Raw genomic sequence first — 18,898 nt, forward strand, 5'->3', positions numbered from 1 at the left:
TGCGTCAGCTGCATGGGGCTTTTTTATTTTGTCATAACAAGAGTGCATGATTTATCCAGCTTAGGTCAAAATAGGATTACAAATTCTAAGGGGGCGATGACGATGTGGAGTATGATCATGCGGTTCATTCCAAGCTGGAGCGTGCTGCTGCAAGGGGGCTTCATCATCGGCTTCCCCATTCTTCTTACCCGTGCCATGAGCTGGATCAGAATATCTGATGGACGATTGGGGACAAGGACAAGGAAAGCTTCCGGCAGAAAAGGCGGTGGAGTGCCTGCAGGAATTCAGAATGGAGCGGAGAAAGATCAGACTCATCTGAAGAACAGGGACCAGGGAGATGAGGCTTCCGATCAAAGCCAAGCCGTTCCCGGAATGGTGTACAGCGGACGTTTCGCTGAGGATTTACAGCTGTTCAAGAATATCAGCGACGATATGGCGGATATCAATCTCAGGGAACTGCGTATTGGCTCACTCCAGCTTAGGGCTGTACTGTTTTTTGTAGACGGCCTTACAGACAAGGACGGTATGGACCGCAACATTCTGAAGCCTTTGATGAACGCCGTCCGGCCCTTTGAAGGTATGAATACGGCACCGGAGCCACAGGCGCTGAAAGATATCATTGTTCATCAGATTGTCCTGGTGTCAGAGATTGAATATACCCGTGATCCTGTGAAATCCCTGGAAAAGGTGCTGTTCGGTTCTGTGGTATTGCTGGTAGACGGCATGGCAGAAGTTCTCATACTGGGAACGCCTAAAGGCCGGACAAGGGTGGGGGAAGAGCCGGTCTCGGAGGCGCTGCTGCGCGGGCCGCGGATCGGTTTCAACGAGACGCTCAGCGATAATACCGCGATGCTGCGCAGACAGGGACAGAACACGGAGCTTGCGATGATTTCTTTTACAGTAGGCAAAAGAATACAGAAAGAACTGGTGTTGACGTATATCAGAGACATCGCCAATGAGGAGCTTGTGGCAGAGGTCAAACGCAGAATCCGAACCATAGATGTGGATGATGTTCAGGAATCGGGATTTGTAGAGCAATTAATTGAAGATAACTTCCTCAGCCCCTTTCAGCAGATCCAAAATACCGAAAGGCCCGACCGCGTAATGGCTGCGCTGCTGGAGGGCAGAGTGGCCATTCTTCTGGACGGCACACCGTTTGTATTGATTATGCCGGTAACCTTTGGAATGCTGCTGCAATCTCCGGAAGATTACTATGACCGGTGGTATGCCGGTTCGTTGCTCCGCAGTTTACGTTTTTTAGCTGCATCGCTCTCGTTGTTCGCTCCGGCACTGTATATCTCCTTCATCTCCTTCCACCCCGGACTGATTCCTACCAGGCTGGCCATATCTATCATTAGCTCCCGTCAGGGTGTCCCTTTTCCTTCTTTGATTGAGGCGCTGATTATGGAGATTTCGATTGAAATATTGCGGGAAGCAGGACTGCGCCTGCCCAAGCCGATTGGTCCTGCAATGGGAATCGTAGGCGGTTTGATTATCGGCCAGGCAGCAGTAGAGGCGGGGATTGTCAGCCCGATTCTCGTTATTGTAGTCGCGGTTACAGCCATTTCGTCTTTTTCGGTGCCCATGTACAGTGCGGGAATTACCATGCGGTTTCTCCGGTTCCTGGCCATGTTTTTTGCAGCTACATTCGGCTTGTACGGGGTGATTATGTTCTTTCTTTTGCTTAGCAGCCATCTGCTGAAGCTGAAGAGTTTCGGAGTGCCCTATCTGGGAATGATAGCACCCAATCAGATTAGGGACTGGAAGGATTTTATTATTCGGATGCCGCTGCAATTTCTAAGGAAACGTCCGGCGTTGATTAAGCCAAAAGACCCGAGAAGAAAAGGATAACAGAACAGGAGGGCGGGAAGGGAACATGCAGGCCAAACTGAAAGACAGGATAACCACTACGGAAGCCGTGATTATTAATGTGAACTATGTGCTCGCCGCAGGTGTTCTTACCCTACCACGGACCGCAGTCGAGGCAGCAGGAACGTCTGATGTATGGATCAGCGTAATCCTCTGCGGACTGCTGGCCATGGTCACCGGTGCGGTAATCGCGAAATTAAGCCAGCGTTTTCCGGGCCGGACGTTCTTCGAATATATCCGTTTCATCATTGGAAAGCCGCTCGGATTCCTGCTGGGTATAAGTGTAGCAGCGTATTTTCTCTCCATAGCCAGCTTTGAAATGCGTACCGTACAGGAAATTACCGGGTTTTATCTGCTGGAGGGAACGCCCTCCTGGGCCATCTGCGCCTTATTTCTCTGGGTTGCTCTTTATCTCTGCCTTGGCGGAATCAATGCCGTAGCCCGGATGTGCAGACTGATCATACCGATTGCCTGGGGGATCTTCCTGGGTGTCAGCCTGCTGAGTCTGGAAATCTTTGATCTCAATAATTTACGCCCTGTGATGGCGGAAGGAGTGGGCCCGGTTTGGCGAGCGCTGAGGCCGACGGCGCTTACGTTTACTGCGGGGGAATCTCTGCTTTTTCTGGTGGCTTTTATGGATAAGCCCAAAAAAGTGATGCAGGTGGTCGTGGGTGGAAATGCGATCGCCATGGTTTTTTATTTGGCGGCGGTTGTGCTTAGCATAGGAGCATTCTCAACGGACGGTGTGATTACAAGAACATGGCCTTTCGTCGATCTCATCCGCAGCTTCGATGTAAGTTATCTAGTCTTTGAGCGTTTTGAGTCCCTGCTCCTGGCCATCTGGATTCTGCAAATTTTCTGCACCTTCTGTATCGCTTATTATGGAGCGGCATTAGGGGTGTCGCAGCTGCTGAACATAAAGTTCAAGCATTGTTTATATGGGCTATTGCCGCTGATCTATATTGTGGCTGAAATCCCCCGCAGCATTAACGGGCTATTTATGATGGGAAACGAAATCGGCAACTGGGCTCTGATTGTATTCGGAATTCTTCCACTGCCATTATTGGTAGTGGCCTATTTCAGGAGGGCGGGAGCATGAAAAGGCGAATCCTATGGCTCTTGCTGTTGATCCAGTGTCTATTGTTATCCGGCTGCTGGAGCAGTTCGGCGATAGAAGACTTGAATATGGAGGTCGGTGTAGCACTCGACATTGCCGATGAGACGGAGGTGGAAGAGAAACTGAAAGCCGCCGGCGGGAGTTATCCGCAGCAGCATAGATTCTCATGTACGTTTCAGTTTATTGTTCCACAGGGTGCTGTCGGGTCCAAGAAGGAGGGCTCGCAGTCCAAAAATTTCTATAACATGACTGAAACCGGGGATTCCGTCTTCGAAGCGGTGCGGGAGCTTTCACTGCGCACGAACCGTGTACCGATCGGGCATCACATGAAGATTATTATTATCGGAGAGAAACTGGCCCGTACAGTGACGCTTTCCGAGCTGACCGATTTTTTCAGCCGGGACAATGATATCCGCCCCAGCGTTCTGCTGCTGGTCAGCAAGGGCAAGGCAAGGGATGTATTGAACAATGCATTGCCGGGGCAGACTCCTGCCTTTGTCGTTGAAGGTATCTTTGGTAACCAGAACCGGAATTCAAGAATTTGGCAGCCGGTACCTTTAACCAAGGTACTTGGTCCGCTGCATAGCAAGAGCAGTTTTGTCCTGCAAAACATCATTTCTTCAGGCTCAGAGAGCAAATTTGCCGGTGTAGGCGTAATCAAAGGCAAAACGGGGCTGCTTGGCGGCTTTCTGGATGAATCGCAGCTGGAAGGCCTAATCTGGCTGACCGGCAAAGGGCAAGGCGGATTTCTGAAGACGAAGGATCCGGAAACGGGGAAGCTTTTGAATTATGAGATCAAGTCCATGGATAGTACAATCAAGGCTAACGTTAAGGATGGCGAAATTTCTTTTGAGGTGAAGGTGGAATCGGCAGGACGTTTTGCCGAGGTTTTTGATCCGGGCGGGGAGAGGCTGGATGAGGCCATCATCCGGAGAAAGGAAAAGGTACTCCAGGATCATGCGGAAGGCCTGATCAGAGGGACAATGAATCAAATTCAGCATGAGCTGCATGCGGATGTGGCCGGTTTTGGCACCAGCCTGCGCATTCATCATCCCGCCATTTGGCGGAAGGTTAAGGAAGATTGGGATGAAACCTTCAGCGCGATTCCGGTGACGTATAAAGTCAAGCTGAATATTGAGGAGTACGGGGCTTCGGGAACAAGTGCCGAATAAAGGGGATTTTGCAGAAAAGGGTTGACCCTGACACTGGTGTCAGGGTTTATACTGAGTGTAGACCAATTCTCATGAACCCCGGGGTGACTGCCATGAAAATAGGTGAACTAGCACAGCAGACAGGTGTCAGCGTCCGCTCACTGCGATATTACGAGAGTCAGGGTTTAATTGTACCGATCCGTCAGGCTAATGGTTACCGTGAATATTCGCCGCTCGCTGTAGAGACGGTTGAGACCATCAGGTTATATCTGAATCTGGGTCTGTCTACGGAGGAAATTGCCGGATTTTTGCATTGTGTATTAAAGAAAAAGGAAGCTTTCTGTTCAGAGGTAATGCCGCTATACCGCAGTAAGCTTGAAGAGATTGAGCGGCAGATCGTGCAGCTTAACCAGATCAAGCTGAACCTTACGCAGCGCATGGCTTCGATTCTGGAAGAACTAGGTGAAGGCGAGACATGAGGAAGGAGGAACAGGAAATGACGATGATCCAGGCGCAACAAGCAGAAGAGGTTCGGACACAGATACATGCCGGCGGCACGGTGCTGGTTGATTATGGAGCGGCTTGGTGCCCGCCATGCAAAGTCCTGCTGCCTATTCTGGAGGAGCTTGACCAGGAGTACAGCGGAGAAGCGGTCACTATCATAAAAGTGGACTGCGACGAGTTCCCTGAATTAGCCAGTGAAGCGGGAGTCATGGGGATGCCGACTGTGGTGATCTATCAGGATGGACAGCCGATGGAGAAATTGATTGGACTGCGGCCCAAGTCCGCTTACCAAGGCGTATTAAGCAAATATGTTCATTCTCCAACATTTTAACCGTAATAAATCAGCAAAACAGCGATTCTCCTGTTATTCAGAGAATCGCTGTTTTGCATTTGGGGGGGGACAGCTATTGCGGCCGCCGCCCGGACAGTGCTTGTCTACCAGCCAGGAACAACGGTCCGGTCGCGGAGCGTTCACATGAGTGTATCGCCTGTATGAATGAATTAGAGCATTTAAGGTTTGGCGGCAATATGGATCACATCATTCTGCTGCAGCGCTTCCAGCACCTCGGCTCTAAGCGTATCCATAAAGGCATTCCAGGTTTTGGTGCCGACATCCAGTTCTTTGGGGCCGATGGCATGCAGGGTTTCCAGCCAGACCCGTTTGTCGTTGATGAGCCCCAGTTGATCCTGAATCTCCTTATATATTTCTTCATGGGCATGGAATTTGCTGTGAAGCGCAAATGAGGCTGCACTGGCCGTATACCGAAGCTCCTTGGCTGCAATCCGCAGCTGGTGCAGTGAGTCGAAGGCCTCTTCGGTGGCGGCTTCTTGTTCGCGGAACAAGGCTTTGCAGATTTTTTTCTTCTGCTCGTAGGCCACCTCGAGCTCCCGCATTACTACGTTTGCATCTTTGTTCGCAACGAATGCCCCGAGCTGCTCCCCGATAAAATGGTTCCACTTCGTCTCCAGTTTCTTACCGGTCAGCTTGGGCAGTTCATCTTGCAGCTTTTGGCGGTATTTTTTACGTTGATGTTTCTTGTATTTCATTACGGATTTCAGCAGCTTTGCGGTTTTGGGGTCACCGTCAATCTTGGCCTGCTTGCGTCTGCTCTGGAAAGAATCAATCAGCACATCAGCATCCCTGACTTTGCCCAATCTCTTCTGGGCCTTTTTGAATACAGGATAGAGGCCGGAGACATGCCCCGGATCAAGGATGGAAAGCAGGGTCAGGAGCTTGCGGCTGTTCACCCGCGCCTGATGAATGTCCTTGGCCTTGAATTGGTGCACGGCCTGCGCGCTGCAGTCCTGAAAGTCCTTATACAGCTGGCCCAGGGCAAGCTCCCATTGTTTTGTCCGGTGGAACTGCTTGTCTGTCGAGGGTTGTTCGGCTGTCATGCGGCATCACTCCTAAGGGTTGTGTAATAGCATGAGTATGTGAGCGTAACCTTTCCCTGCAAGGCATCGTCTTATATGATAAGGATAGCGTGATCATCAGCTTTTTTCAAATCCGGCAGCAAAGGAGGAAGAACAATGACGGAAAATCGGTTACAATTTCACTATCGGTAAGGGAAATACACTGAATAATGCGTTCAATGTATATCCCGGCGCCATTATTGTGGAATATCATTATGACGAATTGGATCCGCAGTTTGCCGGAATGGATTGGCAGAGCCTGCGGCTTGTGTTCGGGAAAGAAGGTAGCCAGTGGGTGCTGATGGGCATAATTCATGATCAATGGACGATTTGAAGAGGAAACCGGGCAAGAAATAAGTGTGCTTCCTCCAGTTATGGCCTTGTTTGAGCATATGGCCGATGAGAACGGGGCGGACGGAGAGATGCTGCTCCCGTTCGCCTTTGAAGAAACCTTATGCCGGGATGTTGGTGCCGGGGCAGTTCTGCCATCCCTGCACCTTTGGAGCCACCCGGGCGGGGTGGTCCTGGGCCTGCGTGACAGCAAGCTGCCTTGTGCCGCCCAGGCCATGGACAGACTGGAGCGCCGCGGCATCCGTACGGCGGTAAGACATTCCGGCGGCGCAGCGGTGCCGCTGGATGCAGGGATTGTCAACGTATCCCTGGTTCTGCCCAAAAGCCGGGGCAAGCTGGATTTCCATGCGGATTTCCGGCTGCTGGCCTCGCTTATTACGGAGGCGGTAGCGGTAAGCCATCCCGAGGCAGCTGCCTGCATCCGCGCAGGTGAAATCGTGGGCTCTTATTGCCCCGGTGATTTTGATCTGGCTATCGGCGGGCGAAAATTCTGCGGTATTGCCCAGCGGAGGCAGAGTGAGGCCTATTTTGTCCACGCTTTTGTGGTTGTATCCGGCTCGGGGCGGGAGCGCGGTGAACAGATCCGCAGCTTCTATGAGGCTGCGGCAGCTGGGGACCAGGAGCTGTCCTATCCAAGAGTGCGCCCGGAGACTATCGCCGGGCTTGGCGAATTGGGAGGGCCGGACACCAGCCTGCTGTTCACTGCAGGCATCAAGGAAGCGGCCATGCGCAGGGGAGTGGAGCTTGTCTCCGCAGCAGCTCTGCGGGAGAAATCGGGCTACACACTGGACTTCCGGGAACCGCGAGTGCTGGAAGCCGCGCGAGTGCTACGGGAACGTTACGCTCAGGGGTGAGCAAACCGGAGCGGGGAGTGAGTAAAGAGCGTTACGGAAACAGGGGGCAGTGCTTAACCTGTATCCGTAACGTTTTTTTGAGTTGCCTGGTAGCGCCTGGATAGCCTTAACCCCAGGATTCGGCTTAAGGCAGCCACCTCTTCTGCGGCTTGTGGCGTTTGATCGGATAAATTACGAAAGGGTCCGGTCGATTCATCATAGGAATGGAACAGCTTATTCATACATGTGAGGGCGCCGGTCCGAGAAAATCGGGATTTGCTCCCGTACCTCCCGCACCTTATGCAGATCAATTTCGCCGCTGAGGATTTCTTCGCTTTGACCCGCCTCACAGATAATATCTCCCCACGGGTCAATAATCATGGAATGCCCGGCAAAGGTGTTCGCCGGATCATTCCCGGTCCGGTTGCACGCAACCACGAAACACTGATTCTCGATAGCTCTGCTGATCAGCAGGGCCCGCCAGTGTGCAAGACGAGGGAGCGGCCATTCCGCGCTGATGAACAGCACTTCGGCCCCTTGCGCCGTATGGGCGCGGACCCACTCGGGAAAACGGATGTCATAGCAGATCAGCCCGGCACATAACGTCCCGTCGAGCGGGAACAGTCCTTTGGCCGCGCCGGGCTGCAGATAGAGGTGCTCATCCATCAGCCTGAACAGATGCAGTTTATTGTACTCTCCGGCCAACTCTCCTTCGCGGTTGAACACAAGCATGCGGTTAGTGACATTTCCGTCTGTACTGCTTGCGACAGAACCAGCGACAATGTTGACTTTGTAGCGTCTGGCAAGACTTGCGATGAAGGTCAGGGTCGCCTGTCCCCCTGGATCAGCAATGTGCTTCAAGCGGGTTAGATCGTAGCCTGTAGTCCATAGCTCGGGAAGAAGAATACAGTCGGGCTTCGCCGCTGCCGCCGCATGGATATATTTCTCCACCACAGCATAATTAGCCTCAGGATTGCCAAAAGCTATATCAAACTGGATCAGGGATACTCTCATGAAATCGCCTCCTCTTGTACTTCCCAGATTATAGATGCCGGGCGGAGAATGCAATCCTGTAGCAGGAGAACAGACAAAATTATTGGTTGACGGGTCAAGCAATTAAGTGTAGTATGATTTTTGTAAATAAGATTGTTTGCAATTAATTGCATGGAGGGGGAATCTATTGACCACAGCACACTCAAGCGAAGAGCGTATATTCGAGGGCATGCAGGCGCTCAACAAAGGGCTCAGCCCCAAATTTGAACGTTGTGCGGGCATCACTCCGACGCGGCTTCGTCTGCTGCAGGAGTTATTCCAAGTGGATGAGATCAGCCAGATTAATTTGCAAAAGGGAATAGACATTGATGCCGCCGCCATCACACGCCATTTGAAAGGGCTGGAAGAGGCAGGGGCCATCTCCCGCCGCAACAATCCGTCAGACAATAGAGTCACCCTGGTCTCGCTGACCACACTGGGACGTGAGAAGATAGCTGCCTATAAAGAAGAAAAGAACCGCTTTATTAACAGTCTGCTTACCGGATTCTCGGAACAGGAGCGGACTCAGCTTATGGATATGCTTGACCGTCTGCAGCACAATATCGACCTGCTGTAACGGTAACTATAATTATTAAGAATAAAGGAGAGTTTTACACATGAACGCTACACAAACCAATGATTTTATGCAAATTGTTACTGGCCGCCGCTCTGTGAAGAAATATGATCCGTCGGTGAAAATCAACAAGGAAGAAATGACCCAGATCCTTACTGAGGCCACGCTGGCACCTTCTTCGGTGAATATGCAGCCTTGGCGTTTTCTCGTTATTGAAAGTGAAGAAGGCAAAGCCAAGCTGGCTCCACTTGTGCGTTTCAACCAGGTACAAGCGGAGACTTCGGCGGCAATGATCGCCGTATTTGGCGATTTGAACAATTTTGAGTATGCGGACGAAATCTACAGTACGGCTGTAGAACGCGGTTTGATGCCTGCCGATGTCAAAGAGAACATGCTGGCCCGCCTGAGCGGACACTTCTCGACACTGCCGGCGGATGTGAATAAGGATACCGTGCTGATTGATGCCGGACTGGTCTCCATGCAGCTTATGCTGGTAGCCCGTGCCCATGGCTATGACACCAATCCGATTGGCGGATATGAAAAGGATAAAATAGCAGAAACATTCGGCCTGGATAAGGACCGGTATGTACCGGTTATGCTGATCTCAATCGGCAAGGCGGCCGAAGAAGGTTACGCCTCCGTTCGCCTGCCTATTGACAAGATTGCCGAGTGGAAGTAAAAAGGAGGATAACAGACAATGATTATTATTCATGCTGGAATGCAAGTAAACCCGGAGCGCCGCGTGCAGTTTTTGGCGGAGGTCAAAGAGCTGGTCGCCGCTACACATAAAGAAGAGGGCAACCTGTCCTATGAGTTATACGAACAGGCCGGACAAGAGAACGCCTTTATGATGATTGAGACCTGGCGCGATGGCGAAGCTTATGCTGCCCATAATGCGAGCAGCCACTTTACCGCTTTTGCGGGCAAAGCAGCGGAATTTCTGACCGCTCCGCTGGATGTTAAAGTTTTTAACGGAGAGCTTGTGTCCAAATAATAGGTGATTAAGAGGGGGACACCGTCAGTGCATACCTTTGAACCGTCCGAACTGCTGAAACGTTTGCCCAAGCAATTTTTTGCCGAACTTGTCGGCAAAGCGGCCGCTGTGGCCGCGCAAGGGCATGATGTGATCAATCTCGGGCAGGGCAATCCGGATCAGCCGACTCCCGGCCACATTGTTGAGGCGCTGCAGTCGGCGGCGGCCAACCCTCTGAATCATAAATATCCGCCGTTTCGCGGACACAGCTATCTTAAGGAAGCGGCAGCGGCCTACTATAAACGCGAGTATGGGGTGGTCCTGGAGCCGGAGAGCGAGGTCGCCATCCTGTTTGGCGGCAAGACCGGACTGGTTGAAGTGGTGCAGTGTCTTCTGAATCCAGGAGATACTGTACTTGTGCCAGACCCGGGGTATCCCGATTACTGGTCGGGAATCGAACTGGCGCGGGCCAGAATGGAAATGATGCCGCTGACGGCGGCCCATGATTTCCTTCCGTCTTATGAGGATATCCCTGCGGAAGTGGCCGCCAGAGCCAAGCTGATGTTTCTCAATTATCCGAATAATCCGACCGGGGCGACAGCTACGGAGGGCTTCTTCCGGGAGACTGTACGGTTTGCGGAGGAACATCAGATTTGCGTAGTTCATGATTTTGCCTACGGCAGCATTGGCTATGAAGGACATAAGCCGCTTAGCTATCTCCAGACGCCGGGGGCCAAGGAGAACGGCATTGAGATCTATACCTTGTCGAAGACCTATAATATGGCCGGCTGGCGGACGGCGTTCGCCATCGGCAATGCCAGCGTCATTGAGAGCCTGAACCTGCTTCAGGATCATATGTATGTGAGTTTATTCGGAGCGGTGCAGGAAGCGGCAGCAGCGGCGTTGCTCGGTCCGCAGCAATGCGTGCAAGAGCTCGTGGATCGTTACGAGTCACGGCGCGATACCCTGTTGAGCGGCCTGCGGTCCATCGGCTGGGAGGCTAAGGCACCCGGCGGCTCCTTCTTCGTATGGCTCCCGGTTCCCGGCGGCCACACCTCCCGGAGCTTCGCCGATCTGCTGCTAACGCAGGCGCATGTGGTCGTCGCGCCGGGAATCGGCTTTGGTGCCTGCGGGGAGGGTTATGTTCGTGTCAGTCTGGTGAGCGAAGAGGCCCGGCTCGTGGAAGCAGTCCGGCGAATCGCCAAGCTTAAGCTTTTTTCCTAAGCATCCTCCGGGTTGTCTGCTAGGGCAGGACTAAATAATAACTGTATAGGGATTCTTCCGTTAAGCCATTAAGGCTGAGGGAGAGTCCCTTTCGTTATGTAATGAAGCCTCATTCCCGTTTATATGTCACCGATCGAGGGTATCTAAACTTAGCTTGCTTAAGTGTGTATATCAGCAGCAATATTAACAGGGTGGGGGTCCTTTTCATATGAAGAACAAACTGCAGGCTTCCAAATGGGATACAGAGTTACAGGAGGATATGATTGACTATCTCAATTACTACATATCGGGTGGTTCCCTGTGTTTTTTGGAGGCGGAAGGAGAAGCTTCGGCGGAGTCTGTCCTGGAAGGCATCGACAGGGAAGCGGCCCGCGCTTACCGTCAGGCTATAGGCGGGATCATTACGGATGTCGATGAGCTGATCCGGATTCCCGGATGCAGCCCGGACCGGCTGGAGCAGCTGGCCTATGCGGTCAGCAGGCTGGATTCCGGCAAGATCAGAGCCCTGGCTCCCCAGACAACCTGGCATAACCGCGTGGACCCTTATGTCAACGGCCCGCAGTGCCTGCACATGATACTTGAAGAAATCAGAAAGGCTGAACGGTACATTCATATGTCCGTAATGCTGTTTTTTAGTGACCAGTCCGGTAACCGGATTGCAGATGAACTGCTTCTTGCCCTGCAGAGGGGCGTTCGTGTACGTCTTATGGTCAATACTACAATTACAGCACTGGGTTATGAGAAGAACCTTGAGTTCGGCAGATTCTCCGCTATCGCTACAAGGCTTGAGGCTGCCGGAGCCAGCGTGCTCAATACGTTCGATTCCTATTATTCCGAAGGGGAGTGGACGCTCAAGCGGGACAAGCTGAAGCATCAGGGCGTGCCTGAGAGTATTCTTTTTCTGCAGGATAAGGTGCAGGAGGATGTTGAAATCAGCGGGCTCAATGTGATTGACCACCGCAAGTTTCTGGTTATCGACGGGATTACCTCAATTATCGGCAGCTTGAATATCGGGGACCAGTATACGTATGAAACACCGATTCGTTCTTCCCCGGCGGACCGGACAGATGACCGGCCGCTGGGTGTGCCAAGCCGGGCAGAAGAATGGCATGACGGCTGCTTCCGCATTCGCGGGGCAGCGGCGTATCCGCTGAATAAAGTGTTTCAGTCCAGATGGGTACTGCTCGGCGGTGACTTTTTTGATGCAGAGGATTTTTTTTACCACCCGGAGGTGAACTATGAATTCGGCGAGGAAGAGTGTACGCTTCTGGTCAGTTTTCCGGGCAATCCGGTCAATCTGATTCAGCAGTACTACCTGGATTTGATTACCTATGCTGCGGACGAGACCGTAATTGTGAATCCCTACCTGATTGATCCGGTATTCTGGGAACGGCTCGGGGAGCTGGGACCGGAGTGTTCCAAGTATCTGTCCATTTGCAATCCGCTGGAGGTCAACGATCATCCTACGAACCTTGCGGCTGTGCGAAGCAACATGTATACACCGTTCTGCAACGGGGTCTCCTTCTACGACTACAGCTTCACCGGACGTTTCTCCCACTGGAAAATCACCTATGACCACAGAGCGCGGGCGGTGTTCCATGGTTCGTACAATATCAACGAGCGGAGTGCCTGCCATGATTTTGAACTGGGTCTGCTGGTGCGGGGGCCTGTTTTTGCGGACAAGGTCAAGTCCATGATTGATTATGATCTGGCGGTCTCCCGCAAAATCACCGACAAAAAAGAGTTTTTTAAACACCCCTGGCTGCATCCCAGCACCTACTTGAATAAGGCGACCGAAAACTATACTTGATGGATCCGGCTGAATGTCATGTATAATATCGGTATCCTACAACAAATGGAGCATGGACATGAACATAAGAATCGTAAGAAATGGTCTGCAAACAAATGAGGTTTATTTTGACAGCGATTGCGGGGAAGGCCGGGGAATCTGGTATGGCGAACCCTTGGCCCCCGGGCAAAAGCGTGAGGTGGAATTTGAGCTGACGGAGCTCCTGATGAGATGGGTGGATATCCTGCCGCTGCCCGGCGGCGGAGAATACGGCATCCGTCTGGACGGTGCCAAGGTTGTGTTCACAGGTGTGCTGGAGAACATTGAAGAAGACGGAACAGGGTACCTGCGGCTTGGGACAGGACTAATGATGTTCGAATGCCTCGGAGAGCCGATGATGCTGGGGACATGGGTCGAGGTAAAGGCCAGGGAAGTAAGGATCTATCCGGTTGCTTTGTAAGGCTGACCGAAGCACAGCTCCGGGGCAGGGCATAGCCGTAATCCCGGATTTGAGGGTGTATTATGGCTTCCGCTGCTAAACTAGCTCTTCGATTTATGCTAAGATAGCTGTAGATTTAGAATTAAAGCTTATGAGGAGCAGAGGTCCATGAACAGCGAAATCCAGCAATTTAAGACGGAATTTTTTAAGGCTCTGGCCCATCCGATGCGTATTCGTATCCTGGAGCTGCTGAGCGAAGGCGAAAAGAATGTGAATGAACTGCAGGCGATCCTGGGCTCCGAAGGATCCGCTGTATCGCAGCAGCTCGCGGTGCTCCGGGCGAAGAATGTGGTCGCCAGCGTGAAGGAAGGAACAACGGTCATTTATTCCCTCCGCGACCCCCTGATCAAGGAGCTTCTGGCAGTAGCCAAGCAAATATTTGATAACCATCTGGTCAATGCCATCTCGTTATTGGAAGGCATGCGCAGTGAATCCTAAACAGGCATCCTGAACGTCATTTTGCCGTTGACAGAAGCGACGTGCAGGAGTATTGTTTTGTTTATATTCAAATAATCAGATATTTAGAGAAAAGAAGGTTGAACCATGACAGGCTGGGGCCGTTTTCAAGGCTACACTATTGCTTCTTTACGCAAGGATATCATATCGGGCATTATTGTCGGTGTTATTGCCATCCCGCTTGGGATGGCATTTGCTATTGCCTCCGGGGTGAAGCCGGAGTACGGCATTTATACGACGATTGTTGCCGGGATTCTGATCTCGCTGCTCGGCGGATCAAAATTTCAGATCGGCGGGCCAACCGGCGCATTTATCCCTATCCTGTTCGCCATTGCAATGGAGTACGGCTATGAGAATCTGCTGATTGCCGGGATGATGGCCGGGGTGATTCTTGTGCTGATGGGACTGCTCAGGCTGGGGGTTCTGATCAAGTTCATTCCGAAGCCGGTGACCATCGGCTTCACGGCAGGAATCGCTGTGACGATCTTCAGCGGGCAGATTGCCAACTTTCTCGGGCTCCGTGATATCAAGCGGCATGAGAGCTTTATCGATAATATGCAGGAGATCGGCCTGCACCTCCCGACGCTGAATCTATTCAGCGTGCTGACCGCAGCCATTTGTCTGGCTGTGGTGATTCTGGCGGTAAAGTTCGCGCCGAAGCTCCCGGGTTCGCTGATCGGGCTGCTGTGCGCTACGCTGATTGCTGTATTATTCTTCAGCGGCAAGGTCACTACTATCGGTTCCGCCTATGGTGAGATTCCCGGCACCCTGCCAAGCTTTCATCTGCCAGTCATTACGTGGGACCGGCTGGCTTCCTTGATCCGCCCTGCCTTTGTAATAGCCATGCTGGGAGCTATTGAATCGCTGCTGTCCGCCGTCGTGGCCGACGGCATGACGGGAGACCGGCATAACAGCAACCGCGAGCTGATCGGCCAGGGGGTTGCGAATATTGCCGCGCCGCTGTTCGGAGGTATTCCAGCAACCGGTGCAATTGCCAGAACTGCGACCAATATCAAGAGCGGGGCGGTATCGCCATTGTCCGGTGTGATTCACGGGCTTGTTGTTCTTCTGGTGCTGGTACTGTTCGCACCTTATGCTTCACATATTCCGCTGGCGGCCATGGCCCCCATATTGATGGTTGTGGCGTGGAACATGAGCGAGCGCAAGCAATTTCTCCATTTGCTCAAGACCAAGACCGGCGATTCTCTGGTTCTGATCATTACCTTTCTGCTCACGGTATTTGCGGATTTGACTCTTGCAGTAGAAGTAGGACTGGTTCTGGCCGTGATCCTGTTCGTCAAGCGGATGGGGGAAGTTCATTTGGTGTCGAAGGTGCTGCCTGACCCGTCTTCGGTTAAGGTGGGGGCACATATGGTTACGGAGAATCATGACTGTCCGCAGATTGGCATGTATAACGTAGAAGGACCGTTGTTTTTTGGAGCGGCCTACCGGTTCGAGGAGACCATGCCGGAGATGGGACCGGGCCAGCCGACCATTATTCTGCTGCGGATGGGCAAGGTTCCGTTCATCGATACTACCGGCGAGGCCAATCTCTCGGGTCTGGTCAAACAGATGAAGCAATGCGGGGGCAAGCTGTTCATCTCCGGCATCCAGCCGCAGCCGCTGGAGCTGCTCCGCAAAACCGGGCTGTACAACACCATAGGGTCGGAGCAATTCTACGAGCATACCGGTGCAGCGATCAATGAAGCGTTGAAGGCAGTGAACAGGGCCAAGTGCCTCGGCTGCCGCCATGCGGCCTTCAGGGAATGCAGCGCATTATCCGGTCTTGAAGAAGTGCACAATCTGCGGCGATTCAAGGGGAAAGCCAAGCCGGGAGTTACCGTATAAGCGGCTGAGTGGTGTATCTTTTCTTAATAAAATAGAACAGAAGGATCTACCCGGGTGCTTTCAGAGAGCCGGGTATTTGTGTTACTCTGGGAAGGTCTGATCCATATTTGGCAAATATAGCTGGACCCACTGGAATGGTAATTATCTTACAAGGAGCCAAAAACTCATGAAAGAACTGAATTATCCCAAGGTATTTCTGCTGCTTGCCGCTTTATCCGGGGCAACACTGGCCGTTTATAAGGGAGTTTCCCTGCGGACGGATACATTTTACGCATTTTTAATTTGGAATTTGTTCCTGGCCTGGATTCCGTTTGTATTCTCTATGGCTGCGTACGAGCTGGACAAACGAAGGGCAGGCAAGCTGCTGCTTCTCCCGCTCGGCGTCGCTTGGCTGCTGTTTTTCCCTAATGCGCCTTATATTATGACGGATCTGGTGCATTTAACGGTAAAAAAGAGCTTATATATTGTAGACGGAACAATTCAGAACAGGTATTGGTATGATATGGCCATGCTGCTGCTGTTCACCTGGAGCGGCTGGTTGACCGGATTCTTCTCCCTTTACCAGTTCCAAAGCGTTATTTACCGTAAAACCAATCTGCTGTGGTCCTGGGTATTTGTGGTGGCTGCCTGTGGGCTGGGCGGTTACGGCGTATTGCTGGGCCGCGTCTATCGGCTGAACAGCTGGGATGTGCTCACGGACCGGCACCAGCTGTACCAGCTGGTCATAGACAGCCTGAACCGGCAATCGGTGTTCTTCAGCTTGTTCATTGCTTTTGTGCTGCTCGCTTTATATGCTACGATGTATTGTCTGATGAACGCACTAGGGAGGGGCGAACGCGGCGTCCACCTGCGATGAACGCGAAAGGTCTCACTCGGCCGGCTCCGGGTGGAACTGAAACTTCTCCAGATCGATAGCGTCCTGTTCGTCAAAAAGTACTCCCTCTCCCTGCAGATACAGCTTCTGCAGGGAACTGGACTCATCTTCTGTCAGAGAGATTTGCCCTTTGACATTGACAACTCTATGCCAGGGGAGTTTATGCTTCCGGCTCATGGAGTGAAGGATGCGTACGACCTGCCTTGCCCCGCGCGGGCTTCCCGCCGCCCGGGCCACTCCGCCGTAGGTCATAACCCTGCCTTCTGGGATGGACTTGATGATACGGATAACCTGTTCTGTGAATGGCGCCATAGGGCGATGCTCCTTTATCCGGGAATCATAAGATCAGCCACGGCTGTTTTATCAAATTATAACAGAGGATGTGCTCGACATGGGAACAATGATGCCCACTGACAATGGAACGGAGATAAGGTTGAACCACCCCAGTGGGCTTGGGGGATGGATGGTACTGGTCCAGATTGGGCTGTATCTTTCTGTGATTCGCCTCCTGTTCATGGTATTTAATACCATGATTCCCTCTTTCCAGCCGGATATATGGGACACCTTGACCTCTCCTGATTCATCGGTGTATGATCCGCTCTGGAAGCCGGCGCTGATCTTTGAGGCCGTTGTGAACATAACCTTCGTGCTGTTTTCGATCTTTTTGCTGGTGCAGATGTATCGGAAGAAATCAACCTTCCCGCGCTGGATTATTTTCTACTATGTAATGAATCTAATCATGCTTATTATCGACTATGTACTGATGGCCAATATAGAGCTGGTTCAGCAGATGGATGAAGGAGGCTCCATGCAGGATATTGGAAGGCTTATTATCTCCTGTGCGATTTGGGTTCCCTATTTCCTGCGCTCGAAGAGAGTACGCAATACTTTTGTCAATTAGACGGGTTCCAGTCCATACAGATAGCTATAATGATAGAGTAGGTCTTTGCAGCTTATGCGAAATGAAGGGAGTCAGGGTAACGTTTTGAATACATACGTACTTATCTATAATAGCTTTGTGCAGTTTGAGGTGGTGCTCGCGGCTTATTTTATGAAAACCCGGAGCGAAGTGTATACGCTGGGCCTGCAAGCCGCTCCGGCCGAGTCCTGTGAAGGATTCTCTGTAAACCCGGCGGTAACGATTGCGGACGTTGACGTCAGCCGGATTGATTTGTTTATTATCCCCGGGGGAGAGACTGCTGATCTTGTACACCATACAGGTCTGCTGGAGCTCATCCGCACTCTTCATGCGGCGGGCAAAGGGATTGGTGCGATTTGCGGAGGTGTCTCCGTCCTTCGGGCCGCAGGAATATTGGAGAATAAAGCTTATGTGGACAATGAGAGCAGCCCGGAGTCACCGAATGTGGTGGCCGCTGGGAATATTATCACAGCCAAAGCCAATGGGTACGTGGATTTTGCGTTGGAGATCGGCAGATTGATGAATATCTATAAGGATGAAGCAGACTTGCAGGAGACTATTGATTTCTTCAAATATTTCAAACCGGTGTGAAGCCGGAACATGCCTGAGGGGAGAGAGTCCATTTGAGCGTCAATTACATCGTTATGCCCTCGCATTGGGGCAGAGAGGTTAGACATAAACATATTCAGCAGGGCTCCAAAGCGCTGGCCGTTATTTTTCCGGGGAAAAATTACTCGGCTGACAAGCCGCTGCTGGAATACGCGGCCAAAGTGGCCAGGGAGCACGGCTGTGACATCCTGCTGCTGGAGTATGGCTATCAGAGTGCAAGGGCAGAGCTGAAGCGCGAAGAGGTCGGCATTGCCGCCGAAGAATGTAAGGGTGCGATAGCCTCACTTCCCATGTATGATCAATTTCTGTTCATCAGCAAAAGCATTGGGACGGTGATTGCCGGCACCGTAGCGGAGGAGCTCGGCATACAGCGGAAGACGGCCCATTTGTATCTGACCCCGCTGCCGGAGACCTTGCCGCTCATTCGGCGGAGTCAAGGCAGTGTGATCTACGGCAGCAGTGATCCGATGTTCAGTGAACAGCATTCCGCCGAAATTGCCGGGCTCCAGGGTATCCGGGTCTACCGGATGGATGATGCCAATCACTCGCTTGAAGTGGGATCAGTTAATGAGACGCTGGCGATCCTTATGGTGATTATTAATTTCTATCATGAATTTTTCCATGATGCGCTTCAAAGTTAGCAAGCTTTGGGGATGAACCCTGAACTTGATCGGGAAAAGTGTACCTTTTTTCTGCGATAAGAGCGGATCTGATGTATTTCATGCAGTATAATTGCCTGGAAATGGCGCAAAAGTCGATTCTGATGCATTTCATACAGTGGATATTAACCAAACGGCCATTTTCCGGCCAAATTCGCTATTCCTGATGCATTAAATGCAGCCAAATCGAAAATGAGCCAAGTT

General features: G+C 51.9%; 22 protein-coding genes. 19 read left to right on the top strand and 3 right to left on the bottom strand.

The features are described 5' to 3' along the window. Positions 1-102: 102 nt before the first annotated feature. From IEY53_RS21555 to IEY53_RS21575, 5 genes are all read left to right on the top strand, one after another. The gene (locus IEY53_RS21555) at positions 103-1,851 is read left to right on the top strand and encodes a spore germination protein (RefSeq protein ID WP_189028655.1); all 1,749 of its coding nucleotides are present in this window, start codon (positions 103-105) and stop codon (positions 1,849-1,851) included. 25 nt (positions 1,852-1,876) lie between these two features. Next, complete coding sequence (locus tag IEY53_RS21560; protein WP_189028657.1) at positions 1,877-2,968, top strand: GerAB/ArcD/ProY family transporter; 1,092 nt, start codon at positions 1,877-1,879, stop codon at positions 2,966-2,968. Continuing rightward, the gene (locus IEY53_RS21565; RefSeq protein WP_189028659.1) at positions 2,965-4,158 is read left to right on the top strand and encodes a Ger(x)C family spore germination protein; all 1,194 of its coding nucleotides are present in this window, start codon (positions 2,965-2,967) and stop codon (positions 4,156-4,158) included. The genes IEY53_RS21560 and IEY53_RS21565 overlap by 4 nt, the downstream gene beginning before the upstream one ends. 92 nt (positions 4,159-4,250) lie before the next feature. Beyond that, on the top strand, positions 4,251-4,616 hold the full coding sequence (locus IEY53_RS21570; RefSeq protein ID WP_189028661.1) for a MerR family transcriptional regulator: 366 nt from the start codon (positions 4,251-4,253) through the stop codon (positions 4,614-4,616). Positions 4,617-4,633: 17 nt separating this feature from the next. Next, positions 4,634-4,972, top strand: coding sequence for a thioredoxin family protein (locus IEY53_RS21575; RefSeq protein ID WP_189028662.1), 339 nt, complete (start codon positions 4,634-4,636; stop codon positions 4,970-4,972). A 179-nt stretch (positions 4,973-5,151) separates the two neighbouring features. Here the strand turns inward: IEY53_RS21575 and IEY53_RS21580 are convergent, their stop codons facing one another. After that, positions 5,152-6,036, bottom strand: a complete 885-nt coding sequence (locus IEY53_RS21580; RefSeq protein WP_189028664.1) for a CHAD domain-containing protein — start codon at positions 6,034-6,036, stop codon at positions 5,152-5,154. A gap of 220 nt (positions 6,037-6,256) precedes the next feature. On the opposite strand from IEY53_RS21580, the gene IEY53_RS35765 reads away from it, so the two are divergent. Both IEY53_RS35765 and IEY53_RS21585 read left to right on the top strand, forming a co-directional pair. Then, the gene (locus IEY53_RS35765; protein WP_268240815.1) at positions 6,257-6,388 is read left to right on the top strand and encodes a hypothetical protein; all 132 of its coding nucleotides are present in this window, start codon (positions 6,257-6,259) and stop codon (positions 6,386-6,388) included. Next, positions 6,369-7,259, top strand: coding sequence for a lipoate--protein ligase family protein (locus IEY53_RS21585; protein WP_189028666.1), 891 nt, complete (start codon positions 6,369-6,371; stop codon positions 7,257-7,259). The genes IEY53_RS35765 and IEY53_RS21585 overlap by 20 nt, the downstream gene beginning before the upstream one ends. A 213-nt stretch (positions 7,260-7,472) precedes the next feature. On the opposite strand, the gene IEY53_RS21590 is transcribed toward IEY53_RS21585, so the two are convergent. Further along, positions 7,473-8,252: a carbon-nitrogen family hydrolase gene (locus tag IEY53_RS21590; protein ID WP_189028668.1), complete on the bottom strand. Its 780-nt coding sequence runs from the start codon at positions 8,250-8,252 to the stop codon at positions 7,473-7,475. Positions 8,253-8,418: 166 nt separating this feature from the next. Here IEY53_RS21590 and IEY53_RS21595 point away from each other — a divergent pair, with 166 nt between their 5' ends. The 9 genes from IEY53_RS21595 to IEY53_RS21635 all read left to right on the top strand — a co-directional run bounded on the left by IEY53_RS21595 (position 8,419) and on the right by IEY53_RS21635 (position 16,489). Then, positions 8,419-8,847, top strand: coding sequence for a MarR family winged helix-turn-helix transcriptional regulator (locus tag IEY53_RS21595; protein WP_373293902.1), 429 nt, complete (start codon positions 8,419-8,421; stop codon positions 8,845-8,847). A gap of 40 nt (positions 8,848-8,887) precedes the next feature. Further along, positions 8,888-9,523: a nitroreductase family protein gene (locus IEY53_RS21600; protein ID WP_189028670.1), complete on the top strand. Its 636-nt coding sequence runs from the start codon at positions 8,888-8,890 to the stop codon at positions 9,521-9,523. Positions 9,524-9,541: 18 nt separating this feature from the next. Then, the gene (locus IEY53_RS21605; protein WP_189028672.1) at positions 9,542-9,838 is read left to right on the top strand and encodes a putative quinol monooxygenase; all 297 of its coding nucleotides are present in this window, start codon (positions 9,542-9,544) and stop codon (positions 9,836-9,838) included. Between the two features lie 27 nt (positions 9,839-9,865). Next, positions 9,866-11,041 (top strand): pyridoxal phosphate-dependent aminotransferase, encoded by a 1,176-nt coding sequence (locus IEY53_RS21610; protein WP_189028674.1) that lies wholly within the window; start codon positions 9,866-9,868, stop codon positions 11,039-11,041. A 208-nt stretch (positions 11,042-11,249) separates the two neighbouring features. Beyond that, positions 11,250-12,851, top strand: coding sequence for a phospholipase D-like domain-containing protein (locus IEY53_RS21615; protein WP_189028676.1), 1,602 nt, complete (start codon positions 11,250-11,252; stop codon positions 12,849-12,851). Positions 12,852-12,909: 58 nt separating this feature from the next. Next, a complete protein-coding gene (locus IEY53_RS21620) occupies positions 12,910-13,290 on the top strand; it encodes a hypothetical protein (protein WP_189028678.1) in 381 nt (126 codons plus the stop codon). A 147-nt stretch (positions 13,291-13,437) separates the two neighbouring features. After that, positions 13,438-13,767 carry an ArsR/SmtB family transcription factor gene (locus IEY53_RS21625; RefSeq protein WP_189028680.1) on the top strand — a complete coding sequence of 110 codons (330 nt, stop codon included), beginning with the start codon at positions 13,438-13,440 and terminating at the stop codon, positions 13,765-13,767. 105 nt (positions 13,768-13,872) lie between these two features. After that, on the top strand, positions 13,873-15,633 hold the full coding sequence (locus tag IEY53_RS21630) for a SulP family inorganic anion transporter (protein ID WP_189028682.1): 1,761 nt from the start codon (positions 13,873-13,875) through the stop codon (positions 15,631-15,633). Positions 15,634-15,799: 166 nt separating this feature from the next. Beyond that, entirely contained in the window at positions 15,800-16,489 is a 690-nt protein-coding gene (locus tag IEY53_RS21635) for a DUF1361 domain-containing protein (protein WP_189028684.1), read from the top strand. Positions 16,490-16,501: 12 nt separating this feature from the next. Here IEY53_RS21635 and IEY53_RS21640 read toward each other — a convergent pair whose 3' ends face one another. After that, positions 16,502-16,819: an MGMT family protein gene (locus IEY53_RS21640; RefSeq protein ID WP_189028686.1), complete on the bottom strand. Its 318-nt coding sequence runs from the start codon at positions 16,817-16,819 to the stop codon at positions 16,502-16,504. A 79-nt stretch (positions 16,820-16,898) separates the two neighbouring features. Here IEY53_RS21640 and IEY53_RS21645 point away from each other — a divergent pair, with 79 nt between their 5' ends. From IEY53_RS21645 to IEY53_RS21655, 3 genes are all read left to right on the top strand, one after another. Beyond that, the gene (locus tag IEY53_RS21645) at positions 16,899-17,408 is read left to right on the top strand and encodes a DUF2569 domain-containing protein (RefSeq protein WP_189028688.1); all 510 of its coding nucleotides are present in this window, start codon (positions 16,899-16,901) and stop codon (positions 17,406-17,408) included. Positions 17,409-17,492: 84 nt separating this feature from the next. Beyond that, a complete protein-coding gene (locus IEY53_RS21650; RefSeq protein WP_189028690.1) occupies positions 17,493-18,017 on the top strand; it encodes a DJ-1/PfpI family protein in 525 nt (174 codons plus the stop codon). A 32-nt stretch (positions 18,018-18,049) separates the two neighbouring features. Further along, complete coding sequence (locus IEY53_RS21655) at positions 18,050-18,676, top strand: hypothetical protein (RefSeq protein ID WP_189028692.1); 627 nt, start codon at positions 18,050-18,052, stop codon at positions 18,674-18,676. The last annotated feature ends 222 nt before the right edge of the window (positions 18,677-18,898 follow it).

The sequence above is a fragment of the Paenibacillus albidus genome, assembly GCF_014644435.1.
Taxonomy (GTDB): domain Bacteria; phylum Bacillota; class Bacilli; order Paenibacillales; family Paenibacillaceae; genus Paenibacillus_AQ; species Paenibacillus_AQ albidus.

What these genes read in the sequence shown, in the direction of transcription:
- IEY53_RS21555 (WP_189028655.1), top strand. Translation starts at nt 103, where the DNA reads ATGTGGAGTATGATCATGCGGTTCATTCCAAGCTGGAGCGTGCTGCTG.
- IEY53_RS21560 (WP_189028657.1), top strand. Translation starts at nt 1,877, where the DNA reads ATGCAGGCCAAACTGAAAGACAGGATAACCACTACGGAAGCCGTGATT.
- IEY53_RS21565 (WP_189028659.1), top strand. Translation starts at nt 2,965, where the DNA reads ATGAAAAGGCGAATCCTATGGCTCTTGCTGTTGATCCAGTGTCTATTG.
- IEY53_RS21570 (WP_189028661.1), top strand. Translation starts at nt 4,251, where the DNA reads ATGAAAATAGGTGAACTAGCACAGCAGACAGGTGTCAGCGTCCGCTCA.
- IEY53_RS21575 (WP_189028662.1), top strand. Translation starts at nt 4,634, where the DNA reads ATGACGATGATCCAGGCGCAACAAGCAGAAGAGGTTCGGACACAGATA.
- IEY53_RS21580 (WP_189028664.1), bottom strand. Translation starts at nt 6,036, where the DNA reads ATGACAGCCGAACAACCCTCGACAGACAAGCAGTTCCACCGGACAAAA.
- IEY53_RS21585 (WP_189028666.1), top strand. Translation starts at nt 6,369, where the DNA reads ATGATCAATGGACGATTTGAAGAGGAAACCGGGCAAGAAATAAGTGTG.
- IEY53_RS21590 (WP_189028668.1), bottom strand. Translation starts at nt 8,252, where the DNA reads ATGAGAGTATCCCTGATCCAGTTTGATATAGCTTTTGGCAATCCTGAG.
- IEY53_RS21600 (WP_189028670.1), top strand. Translation starts at nt 8,888, where the DNA reads ATGAACGCTACACAAACCAATGATTTTATGCAAATTGTTACTGGCCGC.
- IEY53_RS21605 (WP_189028672.1), top strand. Translation starts at nt 9,542, where the DNA reads ATGATTATTATTCATGCTGGAATGCAAGTAAACCCGGAGCGCCGCGTG.
- IEY53_RS21615 (WP_189028676.1), top strand. Translation starts at nt 11,250, where the DNA reads ATGAAGAACAAACTGCAGGCTTCCAAATGGGATACAGAGTTACAGGAG.
- IEY53_RS21620 (WP_189028678.1), top strand. Translation starts at nt 12,910, where the DNA reads ATGAACATAAGAATCGTAAGAAATGGTCTGCAAACAAATGAGGTTTAT.
- IEY53_RS21625 (WP_189028680.1), top strand. Translation starts at nt 13,438, where the DNA reads ATGAACAGCGAAATCCAGCAATTTAAGACGGAATTTTTTAAGGCTCTG.
- IEY53_RS21630 (WP_189028682.1), top strand. Translation starts at nt 13,873, where the DNA reads ATGACAGGCTGGGGCCGTTTTCAAGGCTACACTATTGCTTCTTTACGC.
- IEY53_RS21635 (WP_189028684.1), top strand. Translation starts at nt 15,800, where the DNA reads ATGAAAGAACTGAATTATCCCAAGGTATTTCTGCTGCTTGCCGCTTTA.
- IEY53_RS21640 (WP_189028686.1), bottom strand. Translation starts at nt 16,819, where the DNA reads ATGGCGCCATTCACAGAACAGGTTATCCGTATCATCAAGTCCATCCCA.
- IEY53_RS21645 (WP_189028688.1), top strand. Translation starts at nt 16,899, where the DNA reads ATGGGAACAATGATGCCCACTGACAATGGAACGGAGATAAGGTTGAAC.